The sequence below is a fragment of the Buttiauxella sp. genome (assembly GCF_049686335.1).
Lineage (GTDB): Bacteria > Pseudomonadota > Gammaproteobacteria > Enterobacterales > Enterobacteriaceae > Buttiauxella.
The window spans coordinates 334,133-352,846 of sequence record NZ_JBAVHX010000010.1 but is presented as its reverse complement, the minus strand read 5'-3'; the positions used below and the strand labels follow the sequence as shown (position 1 = coordinate 352,846).

Genomic DNA, 18,714 nt, shown 5'->3' with positions numbered 1-18,714 from the left:
CAGGCTATATCATTCTGGCCCGTACCACCCTGTACGCCCGGGAAGTATTTATTCGTTTATTAAATTGACGCGTTATGGGCTTCGCCGGTGCCGCCATAATCACTAATTAATTTAAAGCTCAGTGGTCCCGATGAAACACCCGCAGGCAGGTTAAAGCGTGCCGTACCGCCCGGTGCCACAAAGCTCACGTCCGGGACAGTTTTACCGCTAACCGTAATCTGGTTGAAATTCATGTAGTAATTCGTTGGGTTTGTCACCTGCACCTGGTTGCCGACTTTCTGCCAGGTCAGTTGATCCGCCACTTTTTCCGGTATATTTTTCTTTAACGCTTCCGGGCGGTAAATCAGTTTAATGCGGGTTTTTACCGCCACCTGAAGTGTATTTTCCTTTTTAGGAGCAGAAGGAATAGATTTAATATTTAACCAGTACAGCGACTCTTTATTATCCGGCAGACTCCCGGCTCGCACGATACGCAATATATTCTGTTGGCCGTTATCTAAACGAAACAGCGGCGGCGTGATAATAAAGGGAGCTTTCTCAGCGCCACCTGATTGGGTGTCAATCCATGACTGAATCAGATATGGCACAGAATCCGGATTATTGACGCTCAGTGAAGCTTCCTTTTTTCCGCCGTCATAAATCACCCGGGTTCCACCAATTACAACGCCTGCATTGGCTGCAGAAATAGCCGTACCGGCTATAACCAGGGCAACTAAAGTTTTGCTTACGATATTCATTTGATACCTCTGTAAAAAAAGGGCCGGGAAATCCGGCCCCTGTCATGTCAGTCTGATTATTAGTTATAAATAACAGAGAAGCTGGCTACAGAGTTTGCTGGACCAGCAGTCACTGTTGCAGCTGTTGATTTATACTGAGCGTAGAAATCCAGAACGTTGTCAGCAGTGTCAGTCAGGCTGTAGCGATAGCTGTTTTCGCCGTGCAGTGGCAGCTGAACTTTGTCTGCAGACATCAGGTTGATTGCAACACCAGTTGCGGCACCTGGAGTGGTGCTGTCGATAGCCAGCAGAGTAGAGTCAGCAATGACTGGCTGGCCGTCGAAACGCACGTGAGCGATTTTGATAGCTTCTGGGCAGTCTTTCAGCACGATTGAGAATTTCTTAGCCGCTGTCACAACACCCATTGCGGTGAATTCAGACTTATTGTATTCACCCAATGGAACAGTCTGGTTCTGGGAAGCGATGTCAACAGTACAAGCTGTATCCAGAATTACACCTGTGAAGTTCACGGTGCCTGCAGTTGCCATAGCATTAGAAGCAGATACAGCGGAGATAGCAGCAATTACAACAGCGAGTAAATTCTTTTTCATTACGTTTTCCTTTATATATATTTATATGACGTTTTATTCAGGCAACAGAAGCCCTGTTTATTATTGAGAAATAATAAAAAATATAACGCCTAGTTTTCCATGCATCATCATGTTATATGTACAGCGAAATGTGATATGCGAAGTAAAGTTGAGTTACTTCGTTAATATCTAATTCGATTTATCTGGTGTTAACCATGAAAACCGAATCTATATTAAAAATCAACTTTTGAAGTTCACATCATTTTGCTGCCTGAATCAATCTTCATCAAATCACACATTAAACTCAAGGTATTTTTCGGTGTAATTTTACACCGTAACATTTATTCACTTAATAAATCTTCTTAACCATAATGCAGCCGTAAATAGCAAAACCAGGAATGTTCCTGGTCACTAGAGAGATAATATAAATGTCTGTATCTGAACAACAAAATCCGTTTTTTACAGATGAAATTAGCATCTTGAACAAAAAGCCTTTAGCTGAAATTGAGTTATTGATCGCACATCTCAATCCTGTTTCTAACAAATTAGAAACAAAACCACGCCAAATTATTAACTATGTGGAAGACGAACAGCGCAAATGTTTTCTACTCCATAAAGGCAGTGTTTCGCTTTATCGAAATATTGATGGAATGGTATTAAATACAGAATCAGCTCCCTTTGTATTCGGCATGAGCACGCAACTCACCGAGCAAGAATATCTTTATATTCGTACCCACGATGAGTCTGAAGTTAGCTGGTTGCCGCTTGAGTTAGCCAATGAGATTATTGCTAATAACTGTTTGTGGGAATGTCTGGCCCGTTCATTAATATATACGGTTTCGAGGGTCTACGACCACTGCACTAAGATTTCGTCCCTTTCCTCTTATGACATCATACGTTATCAACTCTATGAGTTAATAAATGAAACTGAGGAAATCAGAAAGAGTGTCAGCATCGCTAACTATATACAAAGCCGGTCTTTTTTATCGCGCAGTAGCATTATGAAGATCCTGGCACAATTGAAAGCGGGAGGTTATATCGTGACAGAACGCGGGTGCCTGCTAAGTATCCACAATATCCCGTTAAAATATTAATGCATCACAACACATAGCGAATGAAGGCTATCCTATTGTAATATAATAATTTATCGTAACAAAGTTCAGTTACCTGATTGTTAGAAGTGTGCTAAATTTATAGCAATCATTTACAGCGTGAATAATGTCGATATGAAAGATTCTTCAGCGCAAGATTTTCCAACGTTTATCTACTCCCAGGCGACGTTTGATCTTATCGATTTACTTAGCCCACATGTTACGTTTGAAACGATTCCTGCGGGCCGTCGTCTTTACTACTGCGTTAACGGGGAGAACATGTGCTATGTCATTCTCTCCGGGACAATCAAAGTGGGAAGGGATATTGATAGTTTTGTTGTTTCTTCAATGCCGGTACCCAATATTGCGGGCATCAGCAATTTGCTACCTGAAACAACCGGGCTGTATATAGAAACCCTGAAAGAATCTGAAATTGCCACCCTCACCACGGCCTACGCCCAACAATTGATTGGTGAAACAAATTCCTGGCAACTCCTGGTCAATCACATTGCCAAAGTGACTGCCAACCTGTTTCACAACAATATCATTATGACCGCACCCTCAACCTATGAGGTTCTGCGTTTCCAGTTGATGGCATTGATGAATGAACCTGACAGCGTGCGGGAATCAACTTCAGCAGTAAAATACGTTCTCGAAAGAACCCGGCTGTCACGCAGCACGGTAATGAAAATGCTCGCACAATTAAAACAGGGCGGGTATATCCAACTTGATGATGGCATTCTCATCAAACTCAATAGCTTACCCGCCAAATATTAATCGGCTTTTAGTCTGCTAAACCCCGGTTTGCCAGCATTGGTTCGCTATACGGTGCATGCCCGCGCCACTGGTCATATAACGCTTTAAGATCCTGGCTATTACCCCGCGATAAAATGGCCTCGCGGAAACGCTGACCGTTTTGCGCGGTTAGCCCGCCCTGCTCCACAAACCATTGGTAACCATCATCGGCCAGCATTTGCGTCCAGATATAAGCGTAATAACCCGCCGCATAACCGCCGCCAAAAATATGCGCGAAATAGCTGCTGCGATAACGAGGCGGTACGGCCGCAAGTTTGATGTGCTCTTGCTCAAGTGCGTTCGCTTCAAACTGAGCCACGTTATCAACCGCACTTCCCGCAGGCATAGTGTGCCAGTTCATATCCAGCAAAGCGGCGGCGAGCAGTTCTGTCATGTCGTAGCCTTTATTAAACTGCGCCGCGCGGAATAACTTCTCTTTGAGCGCCTCAGGCATCGGTTCGCCCGTTTGGTAATGGCGAGCATAGCTGGCAAACACCTGCGGGTCGCGCGCCCAGTGCTCGTTAATTTGCGATGGGAACTCGACGAAATCGCGTGGCGTATTGGTGCCGGAAAGCGTGGCATAACGCTGAGTGGCAAACAGGCCATGTAAGGTGTGGCCGAACTCATGGAACAGCGTCACGACGTCGTCCCAGGAAATGAGTGCCGCTTCGCCAGATGCCGGTTTGTTGTAGTTGCAGACGTTGTAAATCACCGGATCGCTGGCAAGTAACGTGGATTGTTCAACAAAGTTGCCCATCCACGCCCCGCCGCCTTTGCTGTCGCGGGCGAAGAAGTCACCGTAGAACAGCGCCATACCGCGCCCGTCTTTATCGAAGATTTCCCAGACGCGCACATCATCGTGATAAACCGGAATATCAAAGCGCTCTACAAAATTCAGGCCGAAAAGCTTGCTCGCCGCCCAGAACACGCCGTTTGCCAGCACGTTATTCAGCTCGAAATAAGGTTTGATTTGCGCTTCATCGAGGTCGTATTTCGCATGACGAACTTGTTCGGCATAAAACGCCCAGTCCCAGGCCTCAGCTTTAAATCCGCCCTGCTGCGCGTCGATAACCTGCTGGATATCCGCCAGTTCACGCTGCGCACGCGCCGTTGCGGCAGGCACGATGTCACGCATAAATTGCAGCGCGACCTGCGGCGTTTGCGCCATCTGGTCGGCAATTTTCCAGGCAGCATAGTTCTCAAAGCCCAGCAGTTGAGCTTGTTCTGCACGCAGAATCGCCAGGCGCGCGACGATTGCGCGCGTATCGTGACCATCGTTTTGTTGAGTGCGATCCCAACCGGCTTTAAACAGTTTTTCACGCGTGGAGCGGTGGCTTAATGATTGCAGCGCAGGTTGTTGCGTGAAGTTAAGTAGCGCGATGACATATTTCCCTTCCAGCCCTTTCATGCTGGCAAGTTGCGCCGCCGCAGCAATTTCCGCAGGCGTTAACCCATCAAGATGTTCCACGTCATCCACCACCAGCCCAGCGGCTTTATTAGCGGCGTGCAGATGATTATTAAACTGGCTATTCAGCTGCGCGGCTTCTTTATTCAGCACCTTTAAACGCGCTTTTTTATCGTCGCTGAGTGTGGCACCCGCCAGTGTAAAACTCCGCCAGATGACTTCAATCAGCCGCACGGATTCTTCATCCAGACCAAGGGAATGGCGACGCTGGTAGACCTTATCTAAACGCGAAAACAACACGCTGTTCAGGCGCATTTCATCCGCTAACTCAGCCAGTTCTGCGGCAAATTCCTCATCGAGTTGTTGCAGATAATCGTTGGTATTCGCAGACGTCATGGCGAAGAAAACATTCGTCACTCGTCCCAGCATTTGTCCGGTTTTTTCCAGCGCCAGATACGTGTTCTCAAAGCTCGGTTCTGCGACGTTGTTAGTGAGTGCAGCGATCTCTTCGCGTTTAATACGTTTGGCTTCGTCAAACGCCGGACGATAGTGGCTGTCTTTGATGTCATCAAAATGGGGTGCCTGGTACGGCAATAAACTGATGCGATAGAACGGGTTTTCCGTTTGCATGTGGTGCTCCTGCTGAGGGCAAAGGGTAATTTGAGACGGTATCTGGTGGATGACGCTGCGCTTATCCACCCTACAACGCTGAAATATATCTGGTGGATGACGCGGCGCTTATCCACCCTACAACGCCGAAATGTCATTGGTGGATGACGCGGCGCTTATCCACCCTACAATGCCGAAATGTATTGGGTGGATGACGCGGCGCTTATCCCTCTACGAGGAAAGTTAAGTGATTGTAGGGCGGATAAGCGTATGCGTCATCCGCCACGCTCAACTCGCCGCCTGGTACACAGCAATTATCTCGGCGGCTATCGCCACGGCGATTTCTGCCGGGAGTTTACCCTTCACATCCGGCAGCCCCACCGGGCAGCGCAAGGTACTCAGTTGCTGCTGCGTGATCCCTTTCCCCGCAAGCCGATACTCAAAACGCTGGCGTTTGGTGTGCGAGCCAATCAGGCCGAGGTAGCGGTAGTCACCACGTTTAAGGATTGCTTCGGTTAACTCCAAATCACGCGGATGGCTGTGGGTCATGACAATAAAATAGCTCTGCGCGGGTGCGGCGTGTACGGCATCGAGCGGGTCTTCGGTTTGCAGCGTCGTCACCCCTTTTGGCGCGCTGGCAAACTGGTCAGGGCGTTCATCAACCCAGGTTATGTGACAGGGTAACGTTTTTAATAATGCCACCAGCGCTTGCCCGACGTGGCCTGCGCCAAAAACGGTAATCTGCGGTTGCGCCTGAATCAGCGGTTCAAAGAGCACCGTCGTCATCCCACCACAACACTGCCCAAGCCTTGCGCCAAGATTAAAATGCTCGCTATGCGGCAGCGTAATTTGCTTTTCCAGCATCTCACGCGCCATCGCAATCGCCTGATATTCCAGATGCCCACCGCCGATAGTCAGATAGGTGTGCTCGCGCCCGACAATCATCTTGGTACCACAGTTTCTCGGCACCGACCCTTTATCCGCCAGCAGCGTCAGCAGCACGCAAGGTTCGCGACGCTCACGCAACTGCATCAGAATGCTGATCCATTCATCGTCGTTCATGGCGCCTCCTGACAACCCCAGAATACGCGCTCCGGCGTGGCGGGCGCATCCAGCAGCGGGTGCTGGCGATAATCAGTGATACTGGCGACGGCATCCTGTAAGGCGCACCACACCGAAATTCCCAGCATAAATGGCGGTTCACCGACGGCTTTTGAGCGGTAAACCGTGTGCTGCGGATTGGCATGGTTTTCCAGCAGCTGCACCCGCAGGTCGGCTGGCGCATCGCTGATGGCCGGGATTTTGTAGCTCATCGGACTGTCAGTCAGTAACCGTCCTTTGTCATCCCACACTAACTCTTCGCAAGTCAGCCAGCCCGCGCCTTGCACGAAGCCGCCTTCAATTTGTCCGATGTCGAGTGCGGGATTCAGCGAATTGCCCACGTCATGCAGAATGTCGGTACGCAACAGGCGATATTCGCCGGTCAGGGTGTCGATGATGACTTCCGAACACGCCGCGCCGTATGAAAAGTAATAGAACGGTTGCCCGCGTCCTGCCGCGCGATCGTAATGAATACCGGGCACTTTATAGAAGCCGGTTGCGGAGAGCGGCACCTGATTAAGCCACGCCAGATTTGCGATTTCACTAAAGGTAAAATGCCGCCCCGGGACTTTCACCACGCCGTTGCGAAACTCCACTTGTTCGGCTTCACAACCGTGCAAACCGCAGAGCATTTCCACCAGCCGCTGCTTAATGGTAAGTGCGGCGATTTCAGCCGCTTTACCGTTAAGATCCGCACCCGATGACGCCGCCGTCGGCGAAGTATTCGGGACTTTGCCGGTATTGGTCGCCGTGACCTGAATCTGCTCGACAGGGATTTGCAGCACCTGCGCGACGACTTGTGCCACTTTGGTATTTAATCCCTGGCCCATTTCTGTGCCGCCATGATTAAGCTGCACGGTACCATCGGTGTAAATCAGGATTAACGCTCCCGCCTGATTCAGGAAACTGGACGTAAACGAGATGCCGAATTTCACCGGCGTCAGCGCCAGACCGCGTTTGAGTACCGGACTGGTGCGGTTAAATGCGCTGATTTCCTCGCGACGCTTAGCGTAATTGGCACTCGCCTCAAGCTGGCAGGTGATTCCCGGCATGATGTTGTGTTCAACGGTTTGATGGTAGTGCGTCACGTTACGCCCGGTGTCGCCATAGTAATTGCGCTTGCGCACTTCCAGCGGATCAAGTCCTGACTCGCGGGCAATGTGGTCCATAATCTGCTCAATGGCCACCATCCCCTGCGGCCCGCCAAATCCGCGGTAGGCAGTATTGGATGCCAGATTGGTGCGACAGCGGTATCCGGTAATCCGCGCATCGCCAAGGTAGTAGGCATTATCGGCGTGAAACATCGCGCGATCGCAGATCGATCCTGATAGATCCAGTGAATAACCGCAGTTTGCCGCCAGATCGATCTTCACGCCATTGAGCATGCCTTCGTCGGTAAACCCCACGTCATAACGGACAAAAAAGGGATGGCGTTTACCGGTAATGCGCATGTCGTCGCGCCGTGAAAGACGCATCTTAGCCGGGCGACCGGTTAATGCCGCGACCAGCGCCGCGTGGCAGGCAATCCCTGCGGCCTGGGTTTCTTTGCCGCCAAACCCGCCGCCCATGCGGCGCATATCCACCGTGACTTTGTTCATCGTGACGCCAAGCACCGAGGCTACCAGCTTTTGCACTTCTGTCGGATGTTGGGTTGATGACCAGACCGTCACACAGCCATCTTCACCGGGTTGTACGACAGCAATCTGTCCTTCCAGATAGAAGTGTTCCTGGCCGCCAATATGAAACTGCCCCTGAATACGGTGCGCTGCCGATGCAAGCGCGCTATCTGCATCGCCACGTTGATGCACATGTGGTTCCTGCACATAGAGTTCGCGTCGCAAAGCCTCTTCGACATCCAGCACCGGTTCGAGCACTTCATATTCGATGACAGCGTTCTGTGCCGCCGCGCGAGCCGCTTCCGCGGAATCGGCCGCCACCGTCAGCACAACCTGGCCGTGATATTCAACCTTGTCGCGGGCAAACAGCGGGTCGCCGGGAGCCAGCGGGCCGATATCCAGTTCCCCTGGAACATCCTGCCAGCTGAAAACACGCACCACGCCAGGTACGGCATAACACGCGGCAGTATCGATGTTTAAAATTTTCGCATGGGCGTGCTGGCTGAGAACCGGGCACAGATAGAGCATTCCCGGTAACGTCAGTTTGTCGTCGATATATTCCGCTTTGCCGCTGACATGCTTATCCGCACTTTCATGTTTGCGACTGTCCCCTGCGCCGCCCTGCATTTTGCGGGCGAATTGCTCGATTAAAGCCTGTTCTGACAAGCGCACTGGATTAGTTGACATAATGTTGTACCTCCAGCGCGTGAGTCGGTTCGCCGTGTTGAAGCATCAGGCGTCGCAACAGATTTTGTGCGAGTTTCAGGCGATAAGCTCCGGAACCGCGGAAATCGGTTAACGGCTGGAAATCAGTCGCCAGCGCTTCACGGGTCAGCTCGATCGTCTGCTCATTTAAAGGCTTTCCTGTTAATGCAAGTTCGGCACTTTTCGCCCGCGCCGGGATTGCCGCCATACCGCCAAATGCCAGTTTTGCAGATCCCACTATTCCGTCTTTTACATGCAGATTAAACGCGCCAAAGACCGTCGAAATATCGTCATCCATACGTTTAGAAATCTTCCACGCGTTAAACGTCGGCGATATCGCCTCGCGTTCAATCAGTACCGCACTGATAAACTCACCCGCCTGCAAAGCAGTTTTGCGATAGCTAAGGAAGAACTCATCGAGCGGCAAAACACGGGTAGCTTCGCCACAGCGCAGTTCGAGGCTGGCACCGAGCGCCAGTAGCATCGGAGCACCATCACCAATCGGCGAGGCATTCGCCAGGTTGCCAGCAAGTGTTGCGTGGTTGCGAATTTGCGTAGAGGCAAAGCGGTCCAGCATCTGGGCAAATGCGGGGAGCAAGGGTTGTATAACATCCTGACACGCCTGCAATGTCGCCATTGCGCCGATACGAATGTGGCTATCAGTCACGGTTATCATTTTGAGTTCATCTACCTGATGCAGCGCGATAATCAGCGGTAGCGTCTGGAATTGCTGGGTGATGGTCAGCGCCAGATCGGTTCCTCCCGCCAGTAAGCGAGCGTGCGGATGTTGCTGATACACAGACGCCAGTTGCTGAACGGTTTTTGGCAGCAGGCAACGGTTGGCTTTGATTAACTCAGCGACCTGCGGCTGTTGTAGTGACTTTAAGCGTGCCACGGTTTGCGGCTCGGCGCAGGTAAACTGGTCGGCATATTCGCCACTACTTTGCTGCATCGCCTGCATAATCGGGCGATAACCGGTACAGCGGCACAGGTTTCCGGCGAGATGTTTTTCGATTTCATGATGCTGTGGGTCGCGGGTATTTTTTTGCAACGCAAAACCAGACATCACAAAACCTGGAGTACAAAAACCGCATTGCGACGCATGGCAATCGACCATCGCCTGCTGCACCGGATGCAATTTGTCTCCTTCTGATAAATCCTCAACCGTCAGCAACTGTTTACCGTCAAGCTGGCTGATGAGCGTGATGCAGCTATTGGCGGTGTCATAACGCATTTTGTCGCCATCGACTTGCCCGAGCACCACCGTGCACGCGCCACAATCCCCCGATGCGCACCCTTCTTTACTGCCACAGCGATGTTCGCTGCCGCGCAGCCAGTTCAACACCGTGGTATTCGGGTCGACATCATCAAGCGTCTTTAAGGTTTGATTGAGCAAAAATTGAATCATGCCGCGACCTCCAGCGTGCCGCGAGTCCACACGCATTTGCCGTTAACCCAGGTGTGCCAGATGTTGCGGTCATCGCCAAGCGTCATCAGCACGAATAATTGTTCATAAATGTCCCGGCTGTTGGCGTGGCGCAATGTCTGCAGTGGCGTCACCGCTAAGTCCAGCACCACGAAATCCGCTTCTTTACCCGGCAAGAAGTTGCCAATTTTGTCATCCAGATCCAGTGCGTGTGCCCCACCCAACGTGGCGTGATAAAACGCTTCACTCGCGCAAAGACGGTAACCTTGCAACTGCGCGACTTTGTAAGCCTCCGCCAGGGTTTGCAGCATATTGAAGGTGGTGCCTGCACCCACGTCGGTGCCAATCCCCATGCGGATCCCGCGCTCATGGCACTGTTTCAGGTTAAACAGACCGCTGCCCAGAAACAGATTTGAAGTCGGGCAAAAGGCGATGGCCGATTCAGTACATTGCAGGCAATCCCACTCGCACTCCTGCAAATGAATGGCATGGGCAAACACACTGCGTTTGCCGGTGAGTTTGTAATGGTGATACACGCCAAGATAGCTTTCGGACTCCGGCCACAGGTTTTTCACCCATTCCACTTCGGCACTGTTTTCACTGAGATGGGTGTGCAGCCAGGTATCCGGAAACTCTTCGCGCAGGGTCTGTACCACTTTGAGCAGTTCAGGCGAAGATGTCGGGGCAAAGCGCGGCGTCAGCGCATAATTGAGACGCCCTTTTTTATGCCAGCGCTGAATCAGCTCGCGCGTTTGCTGGTAACTTTGCTCCGGCGTTTCCGTGAGGTATTCCGGCGCGTTGCGATCCATCATCACTTTGCCGGCGATGATGCGCATGGCGAGATGCTCTGCCGCGCTGAAAAGCGCTTCCACCGACTGAGGATGTACCGTGCCAAAAACCAACGCCGTAGTGGTGCCGTTACTCAAGAGCTGGCTGAGGAAAAAGGCCGACATTTTCGCGGCGTGGGAACTGTCCTGATACTGGCTCTCAACCGGGAAGGTGTAGGTTTGCAGCCATTCCAGCAACTGCTCGCCGTAGGCGCCAATCATTTCCGTTTGCGGATAATGCAGGTGGGTGTCGACAAATCCGGGAAGAATCAATTTGCCGCGATAATCGACATAATCACTTTCGTCTCGCAACTGTTTGCGCCCTTCTTCCCATGGCAACAACGCCACCACCGTACCGCCATCGATGAATAACAATGCATCTTCGTGATGACGCGCATTCGCCAGCAACTCGTCAGGACGGGTCCCGGTTTGGGTGATATCGAAAAACTGGCTGCGGAGCGCTTGCGTGTAATTAACTGTCATCGCGGTACCTGTAATGGTTTTGTGAAGAATGAGTTAACTATTGCAATGTTGATGCCATGTTGGGATTTGGGTTTAATCGGTTTTATAACAGTAGCTTAGATTATATTTATTACTATCGAGCAACATTTGCGCAACTTTTCTTGATGCAAACGGTTGCTTTTAACCGCAATCGGTTGCCTTTTGGTATCATAAGTTCGGAAGGGAAAATTCGTCGGATTTCGTGCACCAGAAAGTTGCACACCACAGACGTTGCTGCACCAGCAATGCGCAGGCACTTCAACTTTGGTTTTTGCAATAAGTTGAATTATCACAAATAGCCTTAGCGTGCTAAGGTAATACGACATAAAAGCGTTGAGGAACAGTGAGATGATTATTCTGGTAACCGGCGCCACCGCCGGATTTGGTGAGAGCATCACCCGTCGTTTCGTACAGCAAGGCCACAAAGTGATTGCCACTGGCCGCCGCAACGAACGTCTGCAAGAGCTCAAAGAAGAACTGGGTGATAGCATCATTACGCTGCAACTTGATGTACGTAACCGCGCGGCTATCGAACAAGCGATGGAACAGTTACCTGCTGACTGGCGAGATATTGATATTCTGGTGAACAACGCAGGTCTGGCACTGGGCATGGAACCGGCTCATAAAGCTGACCCGGACGACTGGGAAACCATGATTGATACCAATAACAAAGGCCTCGTGTATATGACTCGCGCCGTGCTGCCTGGGATGGTGGAGCGTAATCGCGGGCACATTATCAATATCGGTTCTACCGCTGGCAACTGGCCTTACGCGGGTGGCAATGTTTATGGCGCGACTAAAGCCTTTGTGCGCCAGTTCAGCCTGAACTTACGTACCGATCTGCATAAAACTGCAATCCGTGTGACGGATATTGAACCTGGTCTGGTGAGTGGGACTGAGTTCTCAAATGTGCGGTTCAAAGGTGATGACGGCAAAGTTGAGAAAACTTACGAAAACGCCAACGCATTAACGGCTGAAGATGTGAGTGAAGCGGTTTGGTGGGTGGCAACGCTGCCTAAACATGTCAACATCAATACCCTTGAGATGATGCCGGTTAGCCAGACGTTTGCTGGTTTAAGCATTCACCGCGAAGGTTAACCATATTGCCCATATCCAAAGGGATTTCGGGTATGGGCGACTGTGCAAATAAATGTTAAATTTGCATAGTTACTTCACGATAAGAAAATATTAATGCTACCGTCAACACTGCTTAATCCTACCCAGCCCGTTAACCAACAAATCTACCGCATTTTGCGTCGGGATATTGTTCGTTGCTTAATTCCGCCTGGAACCCCTCTGTCTGAAAAAGAAGTGTCGATGCGTTTTGACGTTTCTCGCCAGCCGGTACGTGAAGCCTTTATCAAACTGGCGGAAACTGGCCTGGTGCAAATTCGCCCGCAACGTGGCACTTACGTTAATAAGATTTCAGTCAGCCATGTCAAAAACGGCTGCTTTATCCGTGAAGCGATTGAACGTGCGGTAGCAAAGCGTGCAGCAAGTATGGCGACTGATGAGCACCTTTATATGCTCGAGCAATTGCTCAACCAGCAACGTATCGCCATTGAGCGTAACCAGTTAGACGACTTCTTCCAGCTTGATGATGAGTTTCACCAGCAGCTGGCCCTGGTTGCCGATTGCAGCCTCGCCTGGGACACGGTCGAAAACATCAAAGCGACGATGGATCGGGTGCGTTATATGAGCCTGGATCATGTTTCGCCACCAGAGATGTTGCTCGCTCAGCACTACGATATTTTTGAGGCATTAAAACGCCATGATGAAGACGGTGTGGATCAGGCGATGCATCGCCATCTGCATGAGATTAGCCAGTCAATATTATTGATTCGTAAAGAAAAACGCGACTGGTTTAGTGAAGAGTAATACACGAAACAAGCGTTCGCAGGTCGGATAAGCGCAGCGCCATCCGACATTTACATCTGTAACAACAGCGTAAAAGGTGGATGTCGCTCGCGCTAATCCACCCTACGAAACCACAAATTTAGAACTTAGCGACGGTTGCTTTCGCGCCGTTTTCACGTAACGCCAGATAACACTCAGTGACGCGCCGAACGAATTTCTCGTTCGCTGGCAGATCTTCACCAAAGATAGTTTTCAGCTCCAGCAGCGCTTTAACTCGGGTCTCCCCTTCTTTGCTTGCCGCCACCGCTTGCTGAATAGCTGGCAGCAGTGGGTCGCTCACTTCAATTGGCTCACCCTGCTCGTCTACACCACCGACATAACGCATCCAACCTGCAACGCCCAGCGCCAGCAGATCAAACTGACTGCCGTTTGCCAGATGCCAGCGAATGGAATCTAACCAACGTTGTGGCAGCTTCTGACTACCGTCCATCGCGATTTGCCAGGTACGGTGACGCAGCGCCGGGTTGGTGTAACGCGCTATCAATGAATCCGCATATTTAGCCAGATCAACGCCCTGCACTTTTAACGTTGGCGCCTGTTGTTGCAACATCAATGCATGGGCAGTACGACGATAATTCTCATCCTGCATACATTCAGAAATGTGCTGATAACCCGCCAGATAACCCAGGTAAGCCAGGAATGAGTGGCTACCGTTGAGCATGCGCAGTTTCATCTCTTCATATGGCAGAACGTCTTTCACCAGTTCAGCACCGGCTTTTTCCCACTCCGGACGGCCAGCCACGAAGTTATCTTCGATGACCCACTGACGGAAAGGCTCGCACGCCACCGCTGCTGGGTCAGCAACACCAGTCGCCTCAGCAACTTGTTCCAGTGTTTCGGCTGTTACGGCCGGTACGATACGGTCAACCATAGTGGATGGGAATGTCACATGAGTGCCAATCCAGGCCGCCAGTTCCGGGTTTAGTGCTTCGGCATAGGCAGTGATAACGTTACGGGTGACATGACCATTTTCCGGCATGTTGTCGCAGGACATCACGCTAAATGCCGCCAGACCCGCGGCTTTACGACGAGCCAGCGCTTCAACAATCACGCCAGGAGCAGATTTTGGTTGCTGTGGGTTGGCGAGATCGTGTGCAATTAAAGGATGGTCCAGCAAGATAGTGCCGGTTGCTGGAGTATGGCAGTAACCTTTTTCAGTCACGGTCAGGGAAACAATGGCAACTTCAGGTTGAGTCATTGCGCTAAACACCGCTTCCAGACCATCAACCTGCGCATGAATGGCGTCTTTCACCACACCCACTACGCGGCAATGCCAGGCGTCGGCAGACATTTCTGCCACGCTATAAAGGTTGTCTTGCTTTTTCAAATCAGCAATTTGCTGCTCGCCGCCAATCAAATTGACTTCGCAGTAACCCCAGTCGCTACCATGTTCATTCGCCAGAATGTCGGCATAAACCGCCTGATGTGCGCGATGGAAGGCGCCAAAACCAAGATGAACGATGCGGGAAACCAGTTTGCTACGGTCATATTTTGGGAGAATAGCTTTTGCAGATAAGAGCTTGTTTTCCATTTTTAAAACTCGCTGTGTAGGAACATGGGGACAGCTACAGACTACCTGCTATGGTAGTCTGCATTTTGATTTGAATTAAACTTTAGCCATTTGGTATGACACGAATTTAAAAGTTGTATGACAGGATCGCATTTTGCGATAGGGGTTATCGGTGAGCGGAGGGTTAATTCATTAATAGCTCCTGACACCCTGGATCGCCGCTGCCTTTTTTGGCGTCTCCGCCGCATCTTCCGCAAGGCTAAGATCCCGGTCTTTCACTTCTGGCATCAATACCGCTGCCAGTAAGCCAATTACTGAGTAGGTAATCATCATCACCACAATCGGCCACCAGGAACCTGTCATATTGACGAAAATGCCTGCCAGAACCGGACCAAATCCTACCGCGACCAACCCGCCTGCTTCTTTTGAAATTGCCATTCGGGTAAAGCGATTACGCGAGCCGAACATCTCTGCCATGGTAATATTTTCCAGGGCAAATAACCCCAGTACCGCAACGTTATGGATAATGATAATGGAGGCCATAATGACGTTCACATCCTGGCTTTTATCCACAATCATTGACAACATTGGGTAAGCAAGAATAATGGCGGAAATATTGACGATAATATAAGGAATACGGCGACCTATTTTATCTGACAGCCATCCTAAGAACGGAATAGTAATAAAACCAAGAATAGAGCTAATCATTAAGGCGTCAGTGGGAATACTTTTCTCAAATAATAATGTCTGAACCAAATATCCGGCGAGGAAGGTTTGAATCAAACCTGAATTGCCTGCCTGGCCAAAGCGCAGCCCAGTTGCCAGCCAGAATGATTTACTGGTAAACATCGCACCAAGTGAGTGAGTCTTATCGGCTACCGGTTTTGTCAGCGCAACGTTTTCAGTGTCGTCATTAACTTTTTCAAACACCGGACTTTCTTTGAGATTCATACGCAGCCAGATGGCAAAAATCATCACCACTACGCTTGCGAGGAAAGGCACACGCCAACCCCATGCCAGCAGCTCTTCTTTTGGAAGCAAGAAGAACATCACTGCCCAAATCGCTGTGGCCGATAGCGTTCCGCAGTTAGTGCCCATGGCCACCAGTGAAGAGATGATGCCGCGTTTACCTTTGGGGGCATACTCAGCAAGCATAGTACCGGCTCCAGAAATTTCAGCACCTGCCCCCAGCCCCTGAATAATACGTAACAACACCAGCAGCATTGGTGCAAAAATACCGATTTGCGCATAAGTGGGGAGCACACCAATTAAGGTGGTACAAATCCCCATCATGGTAATAGTGATAAACAGAACTTTCTTACGGCCAATAGTATCGCCCATACGACCAAAGAAAAAGGCGCCAGCGATACGTGCTATATAACCTGCGCCATAGGTTCCCATCGCCAGAATTAATGCCATCGCGGCAGATTGTTCAGGGAAAAATATTTCATGGAAAACTAAAGCGGCTCCAAGTGAATATAACTGGAAATCCATAAATTCCAGAGCAGTGCCGAGCCAACCGGAAACGGCGGCCTTAACTAAATCACCGGTACTTCTTTCCGGTTGATTATTTTTTATAGTAATAGAATTGTTCATATTTCTGTTCTCAGCAATTTGTCGTTGTAGGGACAGCAAATCTTCAGGTACAGATGGGCGAATCAGAATGTCAGCAATACCTTGCAGCATTGCTTTTGGTCTTTCTCGAATATCTCCATGGCATCAACTACTTGCATATAATTGAACTGGTGGGTAATTAACTTCTTCGGTTGTATTTTTTTCTCGGTCATCCAGTCAATCACCATGGGGAAGCGATTGCTGTTGAGTCGCGAGCTATATATAGAGAGCTCTTTACTGGTGATCGCTTGTTGATTCAACACGCAAGGGTCAGATGAAAAACCCATAATCCCGATGCGCGCCGCAGGAGAGGCAAGCGCGATGGCTTCCGGTAAAATGGCCGGATGACAGGCCGCATCGATGATAAGGGTTGGACGAGTCCCCAAACGCTCAAGTTCAGCACCTAAATCCAGGCTGGTGTTATTAATAACGCGATCGGCGCCGTTGGCTTTCGCCATCGCGAGGCGCTCGTCGATACGGTCGACGACAATGATCTCTTTTACGCCGTATACACCGCGCAATGCCTGAATGGACGTCAACCCCATCGGCCCCGCACCGTAAACCAGTGCCGTGTCAAGCGGGCCTGGATTCAGTTGGCTACAGATATTGGCTGCAATAGTGAAAGGCTCCACCATGGTGGCTTCATTATCAGGAATGCTTTGCGGTACGACGTGAGCATTCTTCGCAGGCAGGGTGATATATTCGCTAAATCCGCCATCGCGGTGCACCCCAATAACCTGGAGTTCTGCACACACATTAGGTCGCCCAACCAAACATGGATAGCAGTGACCACAGCTCACAACCGGGTCACCCACTACGCGCTCTCCGATGCGTGATGACTCAACACCTTCACCGACTTCATCAATATGACCAAAAAACTCATGGCCGATGACGCGTGGGTATTTCGCGAATGGGTTATGCCCGCGATAAATATGGACGTCAGAGCCGCAAATACCGGCGCTGCTTACACGAATACGCACTTCACCTGGCTGTGGTTGAGGAACAGGACGCTCCTCAATAACCAGTTTCTCTGGTTGTTGAATAGTAATGCTTTTCATCGTTTTATTTCCTTTTACCAGTTCCACAAAGTGCCATCTTCGAGGCGAGCAACCGGCAGATAGGCAGGTTCATAGGGATATTTCGCTGCCAGTTTTTCATCGAACTCGATGCCGATACCCGGTTTTTCACCTGGATGCATGTAGCCGTTATCAAACGTCCAGTTATGCGGGAAGACTTCCAGCATTTGCTCTGAATAACCCATATATTCCTGCACGCCGAAGTTTGGTACCCACAGGTCAAAGTGCAGCGCCGCCGCCATACACACTGGCGAAAGGTCTGATGGCCCATGCGAGCCGGTACGTACCTGATACAACGAGGCAAAATCGGCGATGCGGCGCATCCCGCTAATCCCGCCCGCGTGGGTAATGGTGGTGCGGATGTAATCGATAAGCTGTTCTTCGATAAGCTGTTTACAGTCCCAGATACTGTTGAACACTTCCCCTACCGCAATCGGCGTCACGGTGTGTTGGCGAATCAAACGGAAGCATTCCTGATTTTCTGCAGGAGTGGGATCTTCCATCCAGAACAAGCGGTGATCTTCGATGCTTTTACCGAAGCGCGCCGCTTCGACAGGCGTCAGACGGTGGTGCATGTCATGCAATAAATGCTCGTTGAAACCAAATTTGTTACGCACCGCTTCGAATAGCTTTGGTGTGAAATCAAGGTATTTTTCAGTTGACCACAACTGCTCTTCTGGCCAGTCACCTTTGGTTGCGGGTTCGTACGCCTGCCCTTTGCCTTTCGCCATGCCGTAAGTGGTTTTCATGCCCGGCACGCCGCACTGCACGCGAATCGCTTTGAAGCCCATCTCTTTATGACGAGCGTAGTCGTCGAGGACTTCATCAATAGAATGGCCGGTGGTATGGCAATAAACCATCACCCCTTCACGAGAAGCGCCGCCCAGCAATTGATACAGCGGCATGTTGGCGGCTTTAGCTTTGATATCCCACAACGCGACGTCGACGGCTGAAATTGCCGACATGGTAACGGGACCCCGACGCCAGTACGCGCCTTTGTAAAAGAATTGCCAGATATCTTCGATGCGATGCGCATCGCGGCCAATTAACTGCGGGCAGACATGGTCTTTAAGATATGAAGCAACCGACAGTTCGCGACCATTTAAGGTGGCATCGCCGAGTCCGGTAAGCCCTTCGTCGGTGGTGATTTTCAGCGTGACAAAGTTACGCCCGGGACACGTGACAAATACTTCTGCTTTTACAATCTTCATTCGG

15 protein-coding genes are annotated in these 18,714 nt (G+C 50.5%); 4 read left to right on the top strand and 11 right to left on the bottom strand.

Features of this window, described 5'->3' with window-relative positions; all coding sequences use genetic code 11:
* Window positions 1-59: 59 nt before the first annotated feature.
* Together WBL83_RS10450 and WBL83_RS10445 are read right to left on the bottom strand one after the other, a co-directional pair.
* Window positions 60-737, bottom strand: coding sequence for a fimbrial biogenesis chaperone (locus WBL83_RS10450; RefSeq protein WP_424589076.1), 678 nt, complete (start codon window positions 735-737; stop codon window positions 60-62).
* Between the two features lie 59 nt (window positions 738-796).
* Window positions 797-1,327: a fimbrial protein gene (locus WBL83_RS10445; RefSeq protein ID WP_424589075.1), complete on the bottom strand. Its 531-nt coding sequence runs from the start codon at window positions 1,325-1,327 to the stop codon at window positions 797-799.
* A 407-nt stretch (window positions 1,328-1,734) separates the two neighbouring features.
* Here WBL83_RS10445 and WBL83_RS10440 point away from each other — a divergent pair, with 407 nt between their 5' ends.
* Both WBL83_RS10440 and WBL83_RS10435 read left to right on the top strand, forming a co-directional pair.
* Window positions 1,735-2,400 (top strand): helix-turn-helix domain-containing protein, encoded by a 666-nt coding sequence (locus tag WBL83_RS10440; RefSeq protein WP_424589074.1) that lies wholly within the window; start codon window positions 1,735-1,737, stop codon window positions 2,398-2,400.
* Window positions 2,401-2,532: 132 nt separating this feature from the next.
* On the top strand, window positions 2,533-3,174 hold the full coding sequence (locus tag WBL83_RS10435; RefSeq protein WP_424589073.1) for a helix-turn-helix domain-containing protein: 642 nt from the start codon (window positions 2,533-2,535) through the stop codon (window positions 3,172-3,174).
* Window positions 3,175-3,181: 7 nt separating this feature from the next.
* Here WBL83_RS10435 and dcp read toward each other — a convergent pair whose 3' ends face one another.
* From dcp to guaD, 5 genes are all read right to left on the bottom strand, one after another.
* Window positions 3,182-5,227 carry a peptidyl-dipeptidase Dcp gene (gene dcp, locus WBL83_RS10430; protein WP_424589072.1) on the bottom strand — a complete coding sequence of 682 codons (2,046 nt, stop codon included), beginning with the start codon at window positions 5,225-5,227 and terminating at the stop codon, window positions 3,182-3,184.
* 267 nt (window positions 5,228-5,494) lie between these two features.
* Window positions 5,495-6,268 (bottom strand): xanthine dehydrogenase accessory protein XdhC, encoded by a 774-nt coding sequence (gene xdhC, locus WBL83_RS10425; RefSeq protein ID WP_424589071.1) that lies wholly within the window; start codon window positions 6,266-6,268, stop codon window positions 5,495-5,497.
* Window positions 6,265-8,610 (bottom strand): xanthine dehydrogenase molybdopterin binding subunit, encoded by a 2,346-nt coding sequence (xdhB, locus tag WBL83_RS10420; RefSeq protein WP_424589070.1) that lies wholly within the window; start codon window positions 8,608-8,610, stop codon window positions 6,265-6,267. Before xdhB ends, xdhC begins: the two co-directional genes overlap by 4 nt.
* Window positions 8,600-10,036, bottom strand: a complete 1,437-nt coding sequence (gene xdhA, locus WBL83_RS10415; RefSeq protein ID WP_424589069.1) for a xanthine dehydrogenase small subunit — start codon at window positions 10,034-10,036, stop codon at window positions 8,600-8,602. Before xdhA ends, xdhB begins: the two co-directional genes overlap by 11 nt.
* On the bottom strand, window positions 10,033-11,364 hold the full coding sequence (gene guaD / locus WBL83_RS10410; RefSeq protein ID WP_424589068.1) for a guanine deaminase: 1,332 nt from the start codon (window positions 11,362-11,364) through the stop codon (window positions 10,033-10,035). Before guaD ends, xdhA begins: the two co-directional genes overlap by 4 nt.
* 366 nt (window positions 11,365-11,730) lie before the next feature.
* Between guaD and ydfG the strand changes: the two genes are divergently transcribed.
* On the top strand, window positions 11,731-12,480 hold the full coding sequence (gene ydfG, locus WBL83_RS10405) for a bifunctional NADP-dependent 3-hydroxy acid dehydrogenase/3-hydroxypropionate dehydrogenase YdfG (RefSeq protein WP_424589067.1): 750 nt from the start codon (window positions 11,731-11,733) through the stop codon (window positions 12,478-12,480).
* A 93-nt stretch (window positions 12,481-12,573) separates the two neighbouring features.
* A complete protein-coding gene (locus WBL83_RS10400; protein ID WP_424589066.1) occupies window positions 12,574-13,260 on the top strand; it encodes a GntR family transcriptional regulator in 687 nt (228 codons plus the stop codon).
* Between the two features lie 118 nt (window positions 13,261-13,378).
* On the opposite strand, the gene WBL83_RS10395 is transcribed toward WBL83_RS10400, so the two are convergent.
* From WBL83_RS10395 to rspA, 4 genes are all read right to left on the bottom strand, one after another.
* Window positions 13,379-14,830 carry a mannitol dehydrogenase family protein gene (locus WBL83_RS10395; RefSeq protein WP_424589065.1) on the bottom strand — a complete coding sequence of 484 codons (1,452 nt, stop codon included), beginning with the start codon at window positions 14,828-14,830 and terminating at the stop codon, window positions 13,379-13,381.
* A gap of 171 nt (window positions 14,831-15,001) precedes the next feature.
* Window positions 15,002-16,405: an MFS transporter gene (locus tag WBL83_RS10390; protein ID WP_424589064.1), complete on the bottom strand. Its 1,404-nt coding sequence runs from the start codon at window positions 16,403-16,405 to the stop codon at window positions 15,002-15,004.
* A 62-nt stretch (window positions 16,406-16,467) separates the two neighbouring features.
* Complete coding sequence (locus tag WBL83_RS10385) at window positions 16,468-17,481, bottom strand: Zn-dependent oxidoreductase (RefSeq protein ID WP_424589063.1); 1,014 nt, start codon at window positions 17,479-17,481, stop codon at window positions 16,468-16,470.
* 14 nt (window positions 17,482-17,495) lie between these two features.
* Window positions 17,496-18,710: a starvation-sensing protein RspA gene (gene rspA / locus WBL83_RS10380; protein ID WP_424589062.1), complete on the bottom strand. Its 1,215-nt coding sequence runs from the start codon at window positions 18,708-18,710 to the stop codon at window positions 17,496-17,498.
* Window positions 18,711-18,714: the final 4 nt, after the last annotated feature.